This is a genomic window from Camelimonas sp. ID_303_24 (assembly GCF_053543495.1).
In genome coordinates, this window is the sequence record NZ_JBLLJM010000005.1 from 29,970 (window position 1) to 45,686 (window position 15,717).

The window sequence follows — 15,717 nt, forward strand, 5'->3', positions numbered from 1 at the left end:
TTCACATAAGCGAATTTCTTGGGGGGATTCGCATTGTTTCTGGAAAAGCACTCTCGGTTCTTTCGGCGGTTCCACTTCACCTTCGCGCCAAGGAACTCATCCGGTGCCTATCTTCCAATTTTTGATTCCCAACTGGCGTGCATTTTCGACGCGTTGGAACAACAGGTAAAAGCAGAAAAAGCTCTGGAAGTTCAGTCTAATGGCGACATCGTAGAGCTGATGGCGGTTCGCTATGATGTGAAGGCCAAAGGGCTAATAATGTTGTTCCATCGCGCCTCGCCGGACGCCGCCGAACCAACCTATCGCATGAAGGCGAGAAAGGAAGCGGGCACGACAGTAACTGTCCGGAAGGCCGAAAAACACGCCGGAGAGGAACAATCTGTCTCGGCTCATTTGATCATCTCAGACGTGCAGATTCGGAAAGGTACCTACGGTGCAGCACTGGAAGAAATTCCGGGCATAAGCATGGCTGTTGTCCGCCGTATAATAGGCAGCTCACTCCGAGCGTACGAGTATGATTCCGAAAAAAACAAGAAACAAATCACTACGTATAGCACTTTCAAACCGGTCGGCGTCCCATCAGAAACATTGACCGGAGCATTAAAGAGCGGAACACTGAGCTACGTTACTTTGACCCGCCCGGCAAAAGCTGATTTTGTGGACTCGGATGGGCTATTTCACCCTCAAAGTGAAACTATGAAGATCCGGGTTGAAGGCGAGGTCAATAGCGGGAATTGGCGCGACCACCTGCCTAGAATGTTCAAGAGAGCGAAGGCGGCTGGCTGGACAGATTTCAGCGTTGATCTTGCACTAGCCGACAAACGCCGCAGAACGGTCAAGCTTGATAGGCAGGATGAAGCCAAGGAGGTGTTGTTCATCCGGTCTGACGAGTTGACTTTCGAGACTGAGCTAGCCGTGTGCTCGGCATCCTTTGTAGATGAGGTCACGGCGAAGGCGCTGAAATTGATACGTACAGGATGAGGTGCAATGTGCGCAACAGCGTCCTGACATACCCACTTGGCTATCTGTCCCTCAAAGATGAGGGAGGGAGGAAGCTCTTTAGACGAAATTGGATATCCGTCCTGATCGTCGTAGCTGTGATGAGTGCACCTTTTGTTCTTTTTGGTGCAAATTATTTTGGCGATAAAGGTTTTCTTGATCGATTTGGAAGCTTTGCAGCCGTTCTTACCGGCTTCTACATCGCTGCCCTAGTTGGCGTCGCAAGTTTTTCCTCGTCGGTCGGCGACCTTGATGAGGAAATCGAGGTAGGAAAGATCAGCCGGGTTACATTCGATCGAGATCACGGGCAAGCTTCCTCCGAAGACCTCACCAGACGACAGTATGTCTGCTCAATGTTCGGCTATCTCGCATTCGTGTCGCTTTTACTCTCGGTGGGCGCAATCCTGTTAGTCGTCGGAGCAGCCTCGGCAAGAACCGTCATTGACATTGCCGCATCTTGGTTCACTGGTCAGCCTCCCCCTTGGGTTTTGTGCTCACTGCGCATAGCCACAATAGTCGCCTTCAATCTCATGCTTGCGCACTTATTGGTGACCACATGTCATGGGCTTTATTACCTAATCGACCGCCTTTATGCGAAGAAGCCAACGCTGGTATCAAAAAGATCCCCACCGAGAAATTGAACTCACGCCAACCTGAGTCCTGGTCGTTTCGCCAATAGCGTCGTCACACTCGTGCTTGAGCACACCTGCGCTGCACACGCCGGTAAAGGAGCGTTTCCGTATCATTTATAATGCCATGAAAGCAGGCTATCACGCCCCGACACAGGGGGCTTTTAACCCATGGTTACGCGGCGCGCCGGTGCCAAAGGGCGCGGCGATCGGTGCCAAAGGCTCCGGCGCGCTATAAGTGCGCCCGAAGGCCGCCGCCAGTTGCTGGATCGCCGGCGGCGATTTCACCTCAGCCGGCGTGAACACATCGACGAAGCTCTCACTGGCCGGGCGCTCGCCCTCGCGATTGCAGCGCCCCGCCGCCTGAACAATGCTGTCCAGGCCGGTTTCCGCCCGCCAGACGCGCGGAAACGACACGTCGACGCCGGCCTCTATCAGGCTGGTGGCGATCACCCGGCACGGCTCGCCAGCTTTCAGCCGCCGGCGCACGTCGGCCAGGATCGCCCGCCGGTCCGCCGCCGTCTGCCGCGTGGTGAGATGCACCACGCCCTCAAACCCGGCCTCTTTTGCCGCCAGGTACAGCGCCCGCGCATGCACCCGGTTGTTGACGATGACCAGCCCCTGCTGGCTCTCGCCCAGTTCCTGAACCAGTTCCGCGTCCGTCAGCACGCCACGCAACCGCGGCGTCACCCGCCGGAGCTCCCTGTGAAGCGCGTCTGGCTCGGGCGCCAGTTCCGTCACCTGTTCAAAGCCGCCCAGAAAATCCGGCGCCAGCAACGCCGGCTGCGTCGCGGTGCACAGCACCACCGTGCAGCCATAGTTGCGCACCAGTTCGTCCAGCGCCGCCACGCAGGGGCGCAGCAGGTTGAGCGGAATACTTTGCGCCTCATCCAGCACGATCACCGCATTGCACAGATTGTGCAGCTTGCGGCACCGCGCCGGCCGGGCCGAGAACAGACTCTCGAACAATTGCACATTGGTGGTCACGACCAGAGGCGCCGCCCAGTTTTCCATGGCTAGGCGCAGCTTCTGGATGCCCTCGAAGCCAACCGCCTGGACGCCTTCCTCGGGAGCCGAGGCCGCATCAAACCCGGAATGGTGCTCCAGCACCACCAGCCGGTTGTCGTCATCGCCAAACACCTCTCGCATGATGCCGGCCGTCTGCTCGACGATGGAGGTAAACGGGATACCGTAAACGATGCGATCCATGCCATGATGACGCGCGTGTTCCAGCGCAAAGGCCAGCGATGACAGGGTCTTGCCGCCGCCGGTGGGCACATCGAGCGTAAAAACGCCTTTCGGCAAACTCGCCTTGCCCCGCACCTGGGCCAGAATGTCATTGCGCAGCATGTTCAGCGGCGAAGCGCGCGCCGCCTCCGGCATCGCGGCCGCCTTTTCATCCATATAGCCGTCGAAAGCCGCGACCAGATCGCCAGCGATCTCCGGCAGGCGCGGCCACGCCCGGTCAACCGCCCCCCGCCCGTCCACGCTGGCGCAATAGGCCTCGGTGCACAGACGATCCGCGTCGACCAGGCAGGAAAACAGCATGCGCCCGAGAAACGCCAGCTGAAACGCCGGCCGCGTCTTGTCCGGCCCCCGGTAGAGATTGAACCCCTCCGGCGCCAGCTGCGCCGTCCCGGCCGTCAGCGCTCCGCGCCAGCCGGAAAACAGCGCCGGCAGGTCCGTGCGCGCCAGCCGGCCCTCCAGGCAACCATCCTCAAGGCCATGATCCGGCAAGCCCGCGTGATGACCCGCGATGCCATAGGCCGCGACATGCGCGAACAGCCTGTCCTCACGCGTGGCGGCAAGACCGATAATCTCGCGCGCGCCAGCCGTAGAGTGATCCGGCCCCTTCGCCCGCTGCCCCCGGATGTATTGCTGGAATTCGCTGGTGTATTTTCCAAGATCGTGCATCTGCCCGGTCAGCATCGCCAGACGGCTGACGCCAAACTTGCCAGCAAACGCGCCGGCCCTGTCGCCAACCGCGCGCATATGAACCGGACACGTCTCCCAATCCGTCATGTCCGGATTTGGCGACGAATGCGCGAAATACGCCTCCAGATCCATGCCGCCCCCCAACGTACGTGGATCATCCGGAACCAAGACTGGACGATTACCTCACCCGTCAAAAGCGCTCACCCGACAATATCCACTACTTTCTGGCGCGTCTTTGGGCCCGGAGCATGCGGGTGCGCGCATGTCGGGGCGCGTGAACAGGGTGCTGCGCAATAGGCCGCGCGGGTTCGTTGCGCGCCCCCGCGTGCGGGGACGCCCAGGCAAACGTCTGAAGCCGACATGTCCACCTGTTTCGATCCACGCCCCCGCACGGGGGGCGACAATACGGTCAGCGTTCCTAACCCGCTGCCATATCGTTTCGATCCACGCCCCCGCACGGGGGGCGACCTGAAACCGTATATAACTAAATCAACGGCGCAGGGGTTTCGATCCACGCCCCCGCACGGGGGGCGACTTACGGTCACACTTGAGGGTGGTTCCCCGGCGTGGGTTTCGATCCACGCCCCCGCACGGGGGGCGACGCGGGGCCACGCCGTCGCATTGACTCTCCGCCACGTTTCGATCCACGCCCCCGCACGGGGGGCGACCAGGCAATCTGCGCCATATGCTCCCAGTCTGTTTTCCAGTTTCGATCCACGCCCCCGCACGGGGGGCGACGCCCTATTCTTTAACCTGTAGATTCTGCGGCGTGAAATCGGCGGGCAGCGCGAAGTGTGGGCCGGGTGGGGCTTGGAGGGCCTGGGCGGTGGTTGGCGGTGGCGGGAAGCGCGGGTTTGGCAAGGATTTGCGCCAGGCGCGAACCGGCCGGGTTTTCCGGGCCAGCCTGGGGTTCGCGCGCGGGCTTTTTTCGCTCAGGTCGCGGCTTCAGCGGAACGGGCGCAGCGCGGCGCGCAATTCACTGACGAACAGCTCCGGCTGCTCGAAGGCGGCGAAATGGCCGCCGCGATCAAGCTCGTTCCAGTAGACGATATTGCTGAAACGCCGGTCGGCCCAGCGGCGCGCTGGTGGAGAAATGTCCTTTGGAAAAATGCTCGCCGCCACCGGAACCCGCACCTCGCCGCCAGAGAACTGCCTGAAGCTCTCCCAGTACAGCCGGCCCGACGAGCCGGCTGTTGCCGGCAGCCAGTACAGCATGATGTTGTCGAGAAGTTCATCGCGGGTCAGCACGCTGAGCGGATCGCCGTTGCAATCCATCCACTCAAAGAACTTCTCGAAAATCCACGCCGCCTGGCCGGCGGGTGAATCCGTCAGGCCATAGGCCAGGGTCTGTGGGCGGGTGCTTTGCTGCACCGCATAGCCATTGCCCTGGTCGCGGTAGTAGCGCGCCCTGGCCAGCAGGGCCTTTTCACGATCGTCCATGTCATCGCGCTGGTCGCGCGCTGGTGGAGCCGTCACCATGTTCAGGTGGATGGCCGCGAGACCAGGCGGCGCGGCCTCGCCCATGGCGATGCTGATGGCCGAACCCCAGTCGCCGCCCTGCGCCACATAATGCTGGTAGCCCAGCCGCCGCATCAGTTCGGCCCAGGCCGCGGCGATGCGCTGCGTCGTCCAGCCTGTCTCCGCGGGTTTGCCGGAGAACCCGTAGCCGGGAATGGAGGGCGCCACCACGTGGAAGGCGTCGGCGGGATCGCCGCCATGGGCGGCGGGGTCGGTCAACGGTCCAATGATTTTGTGAAATTCGATGACGGAACCCGGCCAGCCGTGGGTGATGACCAGCGGCAGGGCGTGCGGATTGGGCGAGCGCCGGTGAATGAAATGGATGTCGACGCCATCGATCCGCGTCATGTGCTGGCCAAAGCCATTGAGCATCGCTTCGCAGCGGCGCCAGTCGTAGGCCTGCAGCCAGTAGTCGCAAAGATCCTGCACGGCGGCCAACGGCGCGCCCTGGCGCAAATCGTCAACGGTTTCCTTTTCGGGCCAGCGCGTGCGGGCCAGGCGCTGGCGCAAATCATCCAGCGCCGCCTCTGGCACGGTCAGTTGAAACGGCCTGACAGCTTCCGCCATGATTCCCCCCCCCGACATGTCCGCATGTCTGATCTTGTTGGCAGACAACAGATAGCATTCACAGCCGCCCGGGGAAGTCTGATGCTGCGCTGGCGCGCGCGAGCCCTTGACGGGCGCGAAGGCAGGCGGGGTGGCGCGCTGGCGCAAACCGCGCGCCACCCCGCGCAACGGCTGGAGGCGATTTAACTGTCCATGCCAAAGTGCTTTTGCAATCCGGCATGAACGGATCTGTTTCCGCGCGTTACCTGTTATGGCGTATTATTTGCCTTTAGCTTCAGCGATCAGTTCGTCATACATCTTGCAGGCATCGGCCATCGAACCGGGGGCCTGCTGTTTGGCCTGAATTTGCTGCATGCGTTGTGTGACTTCCATCGCCTTTTTCTGGTCCTTCGCCGCCAGCGCCTGCAATGACGTCGACAGTTCAGTCGCCTTGGCGGTGATGTCCTCCGTCGTGCAGGCAAAGGCGGAAACCGGCGCGAGAGCCGCGACGACGACGAAAATCCTCAGCATTTTCACTTTATCTGTCCTCCAGTGCGCCCCGCTGGTGCGGCCAAAACCGCCAGCGGCAGGGCATCCTTTCGGTTAATATGGCGGAAGCCCCATGCAATGTGGCGACCTCCGGCGCGGCGGCGCGGCCAGAGCAAAAGCCACCCAGACCGAAGAGCCGCGCCAGACCCTGTGTGTGCGATTCAGCCGCCTGACCCCAATCACAATTGCAGCAGGCGGCAATGATGCCGGCGACGGCGCAGCGTTTCGGCGAGCGATCCGGCCCATGACGCATGGCGGCCAGGCCGCCCGATGTCTCATGTTGCCGCCAACGGAAAAATGAGCCACTAAAGCCTGGAGAAGCCATGCCCCCTGCGGGCGCGGCCAATGTTTTGATACGGGCGACATGCGGGAGACGCAGCGCTGACGGGCAGGCCGCAACGCCGGCTTCCGTCACGCGGAAGGCTTCATCAGGCGCAGCCTGGCTGCCTCGCCGGAACACGCTCCCGAGACGGCGACCCCACGGAGACGAACCAGGCAATGACCACAAATGAAGCCGCCGAGGCCCTCGTCGCCAAAGCCCTTGCCGCAGGGGACCTGGCCGACGGCTCCGAAATTGATCCCGATCTGCTGAGGTTCATTGAAGCGCGCATGGCGGGCGGCACGCCGCATGCCCACGCCCTGGGGCTGCGCTTTGAAGCCGCGCGGGTGGGCCAGGCGACCCTCGCCCTGCCCTACCAGAAGCAGTTCGCCGGCGATTCCGAAACCGGCGTTCTGCATGGCGGCGTCATCACGACCCTGATCGATCACACCGCCGGCGCCTCGGTGCAGCTCAAGAAGGCCATGCGCCAGGCCATCGCCACCCTCGACCTGCGCATTGACTACATGAAGCCGGCGGCCAGCGGCGAAACCGTCCACTGCCGCGCCCATTGCTACAAGATGACGAAGAATATCGCCTTCGTCCGCGCCGAGGCCTATCAGGGCGAAAGCGACCTCATCGCCAACGCCGTGGCCACCTTCATGCTCGCCGCCAACAAGACCAGCCTGGGCGTGCGCCCGGACCGGGAGAAACTGGCGGAGTTGCCGGTGCGGCCGCCGTCGCCGCCGAGGAGCCCGGACAGCCCGGCCCAGAAGATGCTGGAGCGGATGAGCTACTCCAAGTTCCTTGGGGTGGAGTGCGAGCAGCGCGGCGACGAGGTCACCGCCATCATGCGCTTTGAGCCCAAGCTGATTGGCAATCCTTCGCTGCCGGCCCTGCACGGCGGCTCCATCGGCGCCTTTCTGGAAAGCGCAGCGCTGCTGCAACTCAGCGCCCAGTTTGGCCAGGAGCGGCCGCCGAAGCCGATTGGCCTCACGATCAATTACCTGCGCTCTGGCCGGCCGGTCGACACCTACGCCCGCTGCCGCATCACCAAGGAAGGTCGCCGCGTCGTCGCGGTGATGGTCGAGGCCTGGCAGGAATCCCAGGACAAGCCGATCGCCACCGCCTACGGCCATTTCCTGCTGCGCCAGGACTAACCGGAACTCCTGCCGCGCCAGGCATAGCTGGCGCGGCATGCGGGGCGCTCATCCGGAAGCCCCGCGACGCAAGACAAAAGGGCCGCCCCAAAAGGGCGGCCCTCGCATTATGCGCTGATGCTGCGGGCTCTCAGGCTTCCTGCAGCACTTCCACCGACGGCGGGCCGGCCATGAACTGACCCATTTCCTTGCCGAGCGCGCGGAAGTGATCGGACTTGCGGTGCGCTTCGATAGCGGCCTGATCCTTGTAGCGCTCAATGAACACATACAGGGTCGGATCATCCGTCTTGTGCAGCGCGTAATACTCGCAGCCCGGCTCGTTGGCGGCTACCTTCGCCTGCAATTCCTTCGCGACCCTCTCGAAAGAAGCGCCCTCGCCTTCCTTGACCTTGATCCTCGCGACGATCGAAACCATGCGTTTTCCTCCAGTCGACGGCCCGCCGGCCGATCGTGCGGATGCAGATCTTGCGGATGACGGGGGCGTCTTTTTCCGTTTTGGCCGTCGGACAGAAAAACGTCGCCAGCATGGTTGCCAGGCGGCGTCACCATCAATCGGGTTGTTCAGGCATAGAACAAGTTGGGCCGATATGGAAACGGCTGATCGCGGGGGCCCCTTGCGTGTGGAGAACGCGGCGGGGGAGCAGACCAGGCCAGCCCGCGATCAGAGCACCACGCCCCGAGCATAAAAAAGCCCCCTCCGAGGGGGTCAGAGGGGGCTGGTCTCAAGGAGTGAGTTCCGGCGCGGTCAACCCCGCATATGCCGGTAATTAACAAATACTTAACACAAATCGCCGCCCTGTAAAAGCTGAATCTTTGCGCAGCCAGAACGCCCCGCGCCCGGGCCCGTTCAGCCGGTGACCTCGCGCAGCCATGCGGCGGTCGCGGCGTCTGGCGCGACGGCGAAGGTCGCCACGACTGGCGTTTCATACGGATGGCGCTCCCGCAGCCGCGCGGCGGCCTGCTCGCCCAGTTCCTCCGGCAGTTTGAAGATCGCCACGACCTCCTGGCTCTCGTCGACGGCGGCCCCATATCGGTAGATCGACCGCATGCCAGGAATGATGTTGGCGCACGCCGCCAGGCGGGCCTCCACCAGTTCCCGGGCCACCCGCGCGGCCGCCGCCTCATCGGGAAAGGTCGTGTACAGGAAGATAAACGCGCTCACATCCGCCTCCAGTTTCCTCCAGGTCTCCCCGAAAGACCTCTCCCCCAATGGTCGTTGCTCCAAGGTTTTGGCCCCAAGGTCTTGGCCCCAAGACCGCTCCCGCGCCTTGCGATGCCCGCCCCCGCATCATGGGCGCGGGGCAGCGACGCGTGAAGCGCGGTGCGCCTTGCCGTCCGCACAAATCTGGAATAATTCTAATTTATAATCATTCCAGATAGTGTGCCATCCATGCTCACGCGCATCTTCAACGGCGGCCGCAGGCCATTTGATTCCCTGTCCGAGCAGGAAATTCTCGCCCTCGCCATTTCTTCCGAGGAGGACGACGCGCGAATCTACCTGGCCTATGCCGACGGCCTGCGCGACAGTTTTCCCGATACCGCGCAGATATTCACGCGGATGGCGGCCGAGGAGCACGCCCATCGCGACGCCCTGATCGCCCTGCACCAGGCCCGCTTTGGCGATGTCATTCCCCTCATCCGTCGCGAGCACGTCAGCGGTTATTTCACCCGCCGGCCAGACTGGCTGGTGCGCCCGCTCGGCATCGACAAGGTTCGCGCCGCCGCGGCGGCAATGGAGGAGCAGGCCTGGCGGTTCTACGCCACGGCGGCGGAGCGGGTCACCGACGCCGCAACCCGCAAGCTGCTTGGCGATCTCGCCTTGCAGGAGAAGCAGCACGAGGCGCTGGCCGCCACGCTGGAGCAGCGGCTGACGCCAAAGGAAGTCCAGGACGACGAGCGCGCCGCCGAACGCCGGCAAATGATCCTCACCTATATCCAGCCAGGTCTCGCCGGCCTGATGGATGGCTCGGTGTCGACGCTGGCTCCGATCTTCGCCGCGGCCTTCGCCACCCAGGACACCTGGCAGACCTTTCTCGTGGGCCTCTCCGCCTCGGTCGGCGCCGGCATCTCCATGGGCTTCACCGAGGCGGTGCATGACGACGGCAAGCTCTCGGGCCGGGGCTCGCCCATCAAACGCGGCCTCGCCTGCGGCCTGATGACCACGCTTGGCGGCCTTGGCCACGCCCTGCCCTACCTCATCCGCGATTTCTGGACCGCGACCGCCGTCGCCGTCGTTCTGGTGTTCTGCGAACTGTGGGCCATCGCCTGGATCCAGAACCGGTTCATGGAGACGCCTTTCTTTCGCGCCGCCCTCCAGGTGGTGCTGGGCGGCGCCCTTGTGCTCGCGGCCGGCATCCTGATCGGCAACGCCTGACATCCGGGCCAGGGCAATAACAGGTCCGTCTTCTGGCCTGGCTCCCCGCCGCCGGGGCCCGGCCCGGTTCCCTTGGTCCGCCGGACGTGGCATTCATATCCCGGCGCCATGCTCCCGGACCACGTTCGGCAAAGCGGGCGCCAGCGTCGTATCTTGAGCGGAACATTCAGGCGGAACATGCCACGCAGTTATTCGTCGATCGGCTTTGTCGCCAGCGACAACCCGGAAGCGCAGGATTCCAGGGTCAGGCTGGAGGAGCGTTACGGCGGCGTTGATCCCAAACAGGCCTCGGTCGTTGTCGCCCTGGGCGGCGACGGGTTGATGCTGCAGACGCTGCACCGCTTCATGGGGCGCGACAAGCCGATCTACGGCATGCATCGCGGCTCCGTCGGCTTCCTCATGAACGATTATTGCGAGGATAATCTGATCGAGCGGCTGGAGGCGGCGCAGCGGTCCATCGTCCACCCCCTGCTCATGCGCGCCATCGATCATAACGGGGCCGAAACCACCGCCCACGCCATCAATGAAGTCAGCATGCTGCGCCAGACCCATCAGGCGGCGAAACTGCGGATTTCCGTCGATGACAAGGTGCGCATGGAAGAGCTCACCGCCGACGGCATTCTGGTGGCGACGCCGGCGGGCTCCACCGCCTACAATCTTTCGGCGAACGGCCCGATCCTGCCCCTGAACGCGCCGTTGCTGGCCCTGACGCCGCTGGCCCCGTTCCGTCCCCGGCGCTGGCGCGGCGCCCTGCTGCCCAATCACGCCAGGATCGCCATTGAGGTGCTGGAGCCGGAAAAGCGGCCGGTCGCCGCCGTCGCCGACGGCCATGAGGTTCGCCGCGTCCACCGGGTCGAGGTGCGCAAGGATCCCTCCCTGCAACTGGTGCTGCTGCACGACCCTGGCCACAGCCTTGACGAACGCATCCTGCGCGAACAGTTCGGCTATTAGCGGAACAGGTTTGACATTTGCATGCAGCTTGACGCCATGCGGCGCGTGAATGTTGAGTTTATAAATTCCATTATAAAATCAACAAGCTAACAGAATTCTTCTGTTGCCGGCATTCGCTCAACCGCCCTTTAATCAGGGATGCGAATGTCGGGAGCAAACCAATGGAGCGTTTTTGGCCAGACGGGTTCACCTGGTCGGCAAGAATTCGCTCAAAGGCAATCAAACAGGCGCAATTTCCGCCCCATATCGATCGGAAACTGCGCCTGGCGCGCGCTCTGGCGAAGCCAGACGCCGCTTTCGCATCAGGCAAACGCGCCATTGCGGGCGACAGGGAACAATTCCGTTTCGCCGCCAATGAATTCGGCCCGGACGCCGCCGGGAACACAGCGTCCGGAGCAGGCGCGGGATATCAGGGAGTGAACATGATGGACATGAACGACATTTCCCGGCTGGACGCCGACGGACGCCATCCGCGCGGCGGCCTGTGGTTCGAGGATTTCACCGTTGGCCGCACCTTCGCCCACCGCCTGACGCGGACGGTGACCCAGGCGGACAACATGCTGTTCTCCAACATGACGCTGAACCCGCAGCCCCTGCACATCGACGCGCATTTCTGCGCCACCGAAACAGAATGGGGCCGGCCGCTGGTCAATTCGCTGTTCACCCTGGGCCTGATGATCGGCATTTCGGTGAACGACACCACCATGGGCACCACCATCGGCAATCTCGGCATGACCGACGTGCGCTTCCCGGCCCCCCTGTTCGAGGGCGACACGGTGCGCGTCGCCACCGAGGTGGCCGCGGCGCGCGTATCGAAATCCCGCCCGGACGCCGGCGTGGTCGATTTCATCCACCGCGCATACAAGCAGGATGGAACCCTGGTGGCCGAATGCCGTCGCCAGGCCTTCATGCGCCGCCGGCCCGCCTGACCCGCTCCGGCGCGACGTCCGGCCATCCCCGGGCGGATTTCACCGTACGATTTTGATTTGAAGTCTTTTTCTCGCGAAGCGCGGCGCTCCGCCTTTCCCGGGAATGCTCCAGCGGACACCCCCGATGCGCTCCTTCCTCTTCACACCTGGCGACAGCCTGAAAAAAATGACCAAGGCGCTGGATTCCGGCGCCGACGCGCTGATCCTCGACCTGGAGGATTCGGTCGCCATCAGTCAGAAGGACCAGGCCCGCGTGACCGCCCGCGACTTCATCCGCGAGGCGCGACACGCAGCGGAGCGTCCGCGCCTGTTCGTCCGGGTCAACGCGCTCGATTCCGGCCTGACCGACGCCGACCTCGACGTGGTGATGGCGGCGGGGCCCGATGGCATCGTGCTGCCCAAATCCTCCGGCGGCGCTGACATCTCACATCTGGCCGCCAAGATCGCGGTGCGTGAAGCCGAGTTCGACCTGCCCGACGGCGGCACGGTCATCATGCCGGTCGCCACCGAAACCGGCGCCAGCATTTTCGGGCTCGGCAGCTATGGCGGCTCCAGCCGGCGTCTCATCGCCCTGTCATGGGGGGCGGAAGACCTTTCCGCCGATATCGGCGCCCAGGCCAACCGGGACGCCGCCGGCCAGTTCACGGAACCATTCCGCCTTGCCCGCTCATTGCTGCTGTTTGGAGCGAGCGCCGCCGGCGTCGCCGCCATCGACACCGTGTTCACCAGCCTGAAGGATCTGGACGGGCTGGACCGGGAGTGCGCCAACGCCCTGCGCGATGGCTTCTCCGGCAAGCTCGCCATTCATCCGGCCCAAATTCCGGTGATCCACGAGCGTTTCACCCCTTCCGCCGCCGCCATCGCCGAAGCCCGCGCCATTGTCGACGCCTTCGCCGCCAATGACACGCTGGGCGTGGTCAATATTGACGGGCAGATGATCGACCGGCCGCACCTGCTGCGCGCCCAACGCACCCTGGCGCGCGCTGGCCTGACATAAGGCGGCTGCCGGGTAACGGCGGCGCTCATACCAGGGCCCGGTGAGCCTGCCTCACCGGGCCCTGGTGAAGCCCGTGCGGCGTTTGAGCAATTCAGAATGCGGATGCGTCAGCATCTTCGCATTCTGGCATCAGTCGCCGCCGCCTTCGGGACGCTTGATGGAAAACACCTCGTTGACCACCGAATAGTCCCGGAAGCCGAGGCGGGCGATCGGCCGCATCGCCGCCGTATCGACCATGCCGTCGCGAATGAAGCGGTCGTCGATATAAACGCCGACGACCTGGCCGAGCACCAGCTTCCAGTCAGTGTCGCGACCTTCCAGATCGTCGAGGCGCACGGTTTGCAGGTAGCGGCATTCCAGCGCCGCCGGCGCGCCCCGCACCCGCGGCGGCTTCACCAGCACCGACGGCTCCATCTCCAGCCTGGCGTGGTCGAACTCGTTGACGCCGCGCGCCAGCGGCGCCGAGGTTTCGCTCATGGCGAAACGCTGGTCCCAGGTCGCGATGCTGCAGGTGAACTCCTTCGTCTCCTCGACAAAGGCGATGGAGTCCTTATAGCCGCCTGTCGAGAAACCGACGATCGCCGGATCGGTGGAGAAGCCGTTGAAGAAACTGTAGGGCGCCAGATTGATCGCCCCCGCCGCGCTCATCGAGCTGATCCAGCCAATGGGGCGCGGCGCCACCAGCGCCTTGAACGGGTCATGCGCCAGAAACTCGCGGCGCCGCTCTGCTTCGTAGAACATCAGCTTTCCCCATACCACGAAACGATTTTGGCCAGGTCCGGCCGCTCACGATCCGGCGGCGGCGCGGCGGCGGAGCCCATATGGATATAGCCGGCGATCCGCTCATCGGGACGAACCCCAAGCGCGCCCAACACCCGCCGGTCGAACGCCAGCCAGCCGGTGAGCCATGAGGTGGCGAAACCCATGGCGCAGGCGGCCTGGGTCAGCGCCATGCACACGGCGCCCGCGGACAGCTCCTGTTCCCACAGCGGAATTTTGAAATGGGGACGCGCTGTCGACACCACCGCGACAATCACCGGCGCGGTGGTCATGCGGGCGCGCTCGGCTTCAACCTGCTCTGGCCGCGCACCCGGCTGGTCGGCGCGCACGGCGGCGGCGATGACCTCGCCGATCCGTTCCCGCCCCTCGCCGGCAATCACGATGAATCGCCACGGAACCAGTTTGCCGTGATCGGGCACGCGGCTGGCCAGCCGCAGCAATTCTTCAATCTGCGGCCGCGAGGGGCCTGGCGCCTTCAGGCCGGCGGGCGGAACCGAACGGCGGGTGGCCATCAGCTTGAGCATCTCTGTCACGGATCACCTGTTCTGGCGGGGCCGCGCGATGTCCGGCGAAACTCAGATCCCCGCATAACCGAACCTCGCATCGCCCGCCTTATAGCGCCCGCAAGGCTTGCGCCGCTACCGGCAGACAGGGCATGACAGCCTGGCGCCTGAAAATCGGCGCGATCGGCCTGCACACAGGCTGGTCAGGACAGGGCGGGCGCCGTTCACGCGAAGACGGCATTTCGCTCTATCCATCTGATTTGATGTGGCTTCCTGATACAAGGCGGCGTCAGCCTTGCTGGAAACGCTTCATTGATGCGGCTAGAACGGCATTCGATCAATCTGGATCGCAAGCTGCTCTAATTCTTCTTGTTTTGAGCGAATTCTGATCGATCAGCCGCTTCCGGCTGACCGGAAAGCGCTCCAGGGTAGCGGGAATGCGAAACGTGAGGAAGCAGACGGTTGCCGCCCTGGCCGCCCTGGCGACGGGCCTCTTTGTTCCGGTCCTTCCCGCCCCGGCCCAGACGGGCGCGCCGGCTGCGCTGAAGAACCAGGAACTGGCCCCGACGGCGCCCGTCCAGTCCGCCCCGCAAGCGCCGGCTCCCCAGGCGCCTGCCAGCAAAGCCCCTGCCCCAACGCTGGCGACGCCGCCCGCCCATGGCGCGGCTGGTTCGCTGACGGCGCCATTGCCCGAGCCGGAGCAGGCGGAAAAACAGCTGCGCCTTTCGCTCAGCGCCACCCTGGGCTCCACGCCGGGTCAGGGCCTGCCCCTGCGCAGCGGCCTCGTCTGGCGGATTTACGCCGATGCGCCGGACCCGTCCGGTGAAATTGCCCGGCCGGTCGCCGAACTGACCGAGGCGACGCCGACCCTGCAGCTCAAACCCGGCGTCTACATGGTGCACGCCGCCTATGGCTACGCCAGCGCCATGCAGCGGATCGACCTGTCCTCGGACAGCCATGTCAGGCTGGCCATCAATGCCGGTGGGCTGAAGGTGCTGGGCGCCATCGGCGACACGCCGATTCCATCATCGCAGATGCGCGTCTCGGTTTTCGTGCCGGTGGGACAGGATCTGGAAGGCCGCCGCGTGGTTGAGAACGCCCCGCCCGGCGTCGTCATCCGGCTGCCGGAAGGCGTCTACCACGTGGTCTCCACCTACGGCGATTCCAACGCCGTCATGCGCTCTGACCTGAAGGTGGAGCCTGGCAAGATCACCGAGGCCACCCTGCACCACCGCGCCGCCACGATGACCCTGAAGCTGGTCCAGACGCCTGGCGGCGAAGCGTTCGCCGGCACCGCCTTCAGCGTGCTCACCCCTGGCGGCGACGTCATCCGCGAGGAGATCGGCGCCTTCCCCTCCCTGGTGCTGGCGGAGGGCGATTACGTCGTCATTGCCCGCTATGACGGCAAGGTGCACACCCGCGAGTTCAAGGTTGAATCCGGCGCCAACCGCGACGTGGAGGTGCTGGTCAGCCAGTAAGCGGAACGACTTCCGGGCTGTTGCGTTCGTTCTGTGATGCGCCGCATGGCGGG

Annotated in this window: 16 protein-coding genes and 1 CRISPR repeat array; of the genes, 9 read left to right on the forward strand and 7 right to left on the reverse strand. The window is 64.0% G+C overall.

Annotated elements, in window-relative coordinates:
- The first annotated feature begins 33 nt into the window (after positions 1-33).
- Positions 34-981 (forward strand): hypothetical protein, encoded by a 948-nt coding sequence (locus tag ACERNI_RS05895; protein ID WP_448832351.1) that lies wholly within the window; start codon positions 34-36, stop codon positions 979-981.
- An 8-nt stretch (positions 982-989) separates the two neighbouring features.
- Positions 990-1,640 (forward strand): hypothetical protein, encoded by a 651-nt coding sequence (locus tag ACERNI_RS05900; protein ID WP_448832352.1) that lies wholly within the window; start codon positions 990-992, stop codon positions 1,638-1,640.
- Between the two features lie 129 nt (positions 1,641-1,769).
- Here ACERNI_RS05900 and cas3 read toward each other — a convergent pair whose 3' ends face one another.
- From cas3 to ACERNI_RS05915, 3 genes are all read right to left on the reverse strand, one after another.
- Positions 1,770-3,620, reverse strand: coding sequence for a CRISPR-associated helicase Cas3' (gene cas3 / locus ACERNI_RS05905; RefSeq protein ID WP_448832353.1), 1,851 nt, complete (start codon positions 3,618-3,620; stop codon positions 1,770-1,772).
- Positions 3,621-3,933: 313 nt separating this feature from the next.
- A CRISPR array of direct repeats spans positions 3,934-4,301; the repeat unit is 32 nt; unit sequence GTTTCGATCCACGCCCCCGCACGGGGGGCGAC.
- 207 nt (positions 4,302-4,508) lie between these two features.
- Positions 4,509-5,648, reverse strand: a complete 1,140-nt coding sequence (locus ACERNI_RS05910) for an epoxide hydrolase family protein (RefSeq protein WP_448832354.1) — start codon at positions 5,646-5,648, stop codon at positions 4,509-4,511.
- 258 nt (positions 5,649-5,906) lie between these two features.
- The gene (locus ACERNI_RS05915; RefSeq protein ID WP_448832355.1) at positions 5,907-6,164 is read right to left on the reverse strand and encodes a hypothetical protein; all 258 of its coding nucleotides are present in this window, start codon (positions 6,162-6,164) and stop codon (positions 5,907-5,909) included.
- A 510-nt stretch (positions 6,165-6,674) separates the two neighbouring features.
- On the opposite strand from ACERNI_RS05915, the gene ACERNI_RS05920 reads away from it, so the two are divergent.
- The gene (locus ACERNI_RS05920; RefSeq protein ID WP_448832356.1) at positions 6,675-7,652 is read left to right on the forward strand and encodes a PaaI family thioesterase; all 978 of its coding nucleotides are present in this window, start codon (positions 6,675-6,677) and stop codon (positions 7,650-7,652) included.
- Between the two features lie 130 nt (positions 7,653-7,782).
- Here the strand turns inward: ACERNI_RS05920 and ACERNI_RS05925 are convergent, their stop codons facing one another.
- Positions 7,783-8,067 (reverse strand): putative quinol monooxygenase, encoded by a 285-nt coding sequence (locus tag ACERNI_RS05925; RefSeq protein WP_448832357.1) that lies wholly within the window; start codon positions 8,065-8,067, stop codon positions 7,783-7,785.
- Positions 8,068-8,499: 432 nt separating this feature from the next.
- A complete protein-coding gene (gene cutA / locus ACERNI_RS05930; RefSeq protein WP_448832358.1) occupies positions 8,500-8,814 on the reverse strand; it encodes a divalent-cation tolerance protein CutA in 315 nt (104 codons plus the stop codon).
- A 228-nt stretch (positions 8,815-9,042) separates the two neighbouring features.
- Here cutA and mbfA point away from each other — a divergent pair, with 228 nt between their 5' ends.
- The 4 genes from mbfA to ACERNI_RS05950 all read left to right on the forward strand — a co-directional run bounded on the left by mbfA (position 9,043) and on the right by ACERNI_RS05950 (position 12,903).
- Entirely contained in the window at positions 9,043-10,026 is a 984-nt protein-coding gene (gene mbfA, locus ACERNI_RS05935) for an iron exporter MbfA (protein ID WP_448832359.1), read from the forward strand.
- Between the two features lie 177 nt (positions 10,027-10,203).
- Positions 10,204-10,977 (forward strand): NAD kinase, encoded by a 774-nt coding sequence (locus ACERNI_RS05940; RefSeq protein WP_448832360.1) that lies wholly within the window; start codon positions 10,204-10,206, stop codon positions 10,975-10,977.
- A gap of 422 nt (positions 10,978-11,399) precedes the next feature.
- Positions 11,400-11,906, forward strand: coding sequence for a MaoC family dehydratase (locus ACERNI_RS05945; RefSeq protein ID WP_448832361.1), 507 nt, complete (start codon positions 11,400-11,402; stop codon positions 11,904-11,906).
- A gap of 124 nt (positions 11,907-12,030) precedes the next feature.
- Positions 12,031-12,903 (forward strand): HpcH/HpaI aldolase/citrate lyase family protein, encoded by an 873-nt coding sequence (locus ACERNI_RS05950; RefSeq protein WP_448832362.1) that lies wholly within the window; start codon positions 12,031-12,033, stop codon positions 12,901-12,903.
- 129 nt (positions 12,904-13,032) lie between these two features.
- On the opposite strand, the gene ACERNI_RS05955 is transcribed toward ACERNI_RS05950, so the two are convergent.
- Positions 13,033-13,644, reverse strand: a complete 612-nt coding sequence (locus ACERNI_RS05955) for a flavin reductase family protein (protein WP_448832363.1) — start codon at positions 13,642-13,644, stop codon at positions 13,033-13,035.
- Positions 13,644-14,207: a nitroreductase family protein gene (locus ACERNI_RS05960; protein ID WP_448832824.1), complete on the reverse strand. Its 564-nt coding sequence runs from the start codon at positions 14,205-14,207 to the stop codon at positions 13,644-13,646. Before ACERNI_RS05960 ends, ACERNI_RS05955 begins: the two co-directional genes overlap by 1 nt.
- Positions 14,208-14,338: 131 nt before the next feature.
- On the opposite strand from ACERNI_RS05960, the gene ACERNI_RS05965 reads away from it, so the two are divergent.
- Positions 14,339-14,575: a hypothetical protein gene (locus tag ACERNI_RS05965; RefSeq protein ID WP_448832364.1), complete on the forward strand. Its 237-nt coding sequence runs from the start codon at positions 14,339-14,341 to the stop codon at positions 14,573-14,575.
- Between the two features lie 57 nt (positions 14,576-14,632).
- Entirely contained in the window at positions 14,633-15,664 is a 1,032-nt protein-coding gene (locus ACERNI_RS05970) for a hypothetical protein (protein ID WP_448832365.1), read from the forward strand.
- Positions 15,665-15,717 lie beyond the last annotated feature (53 nt).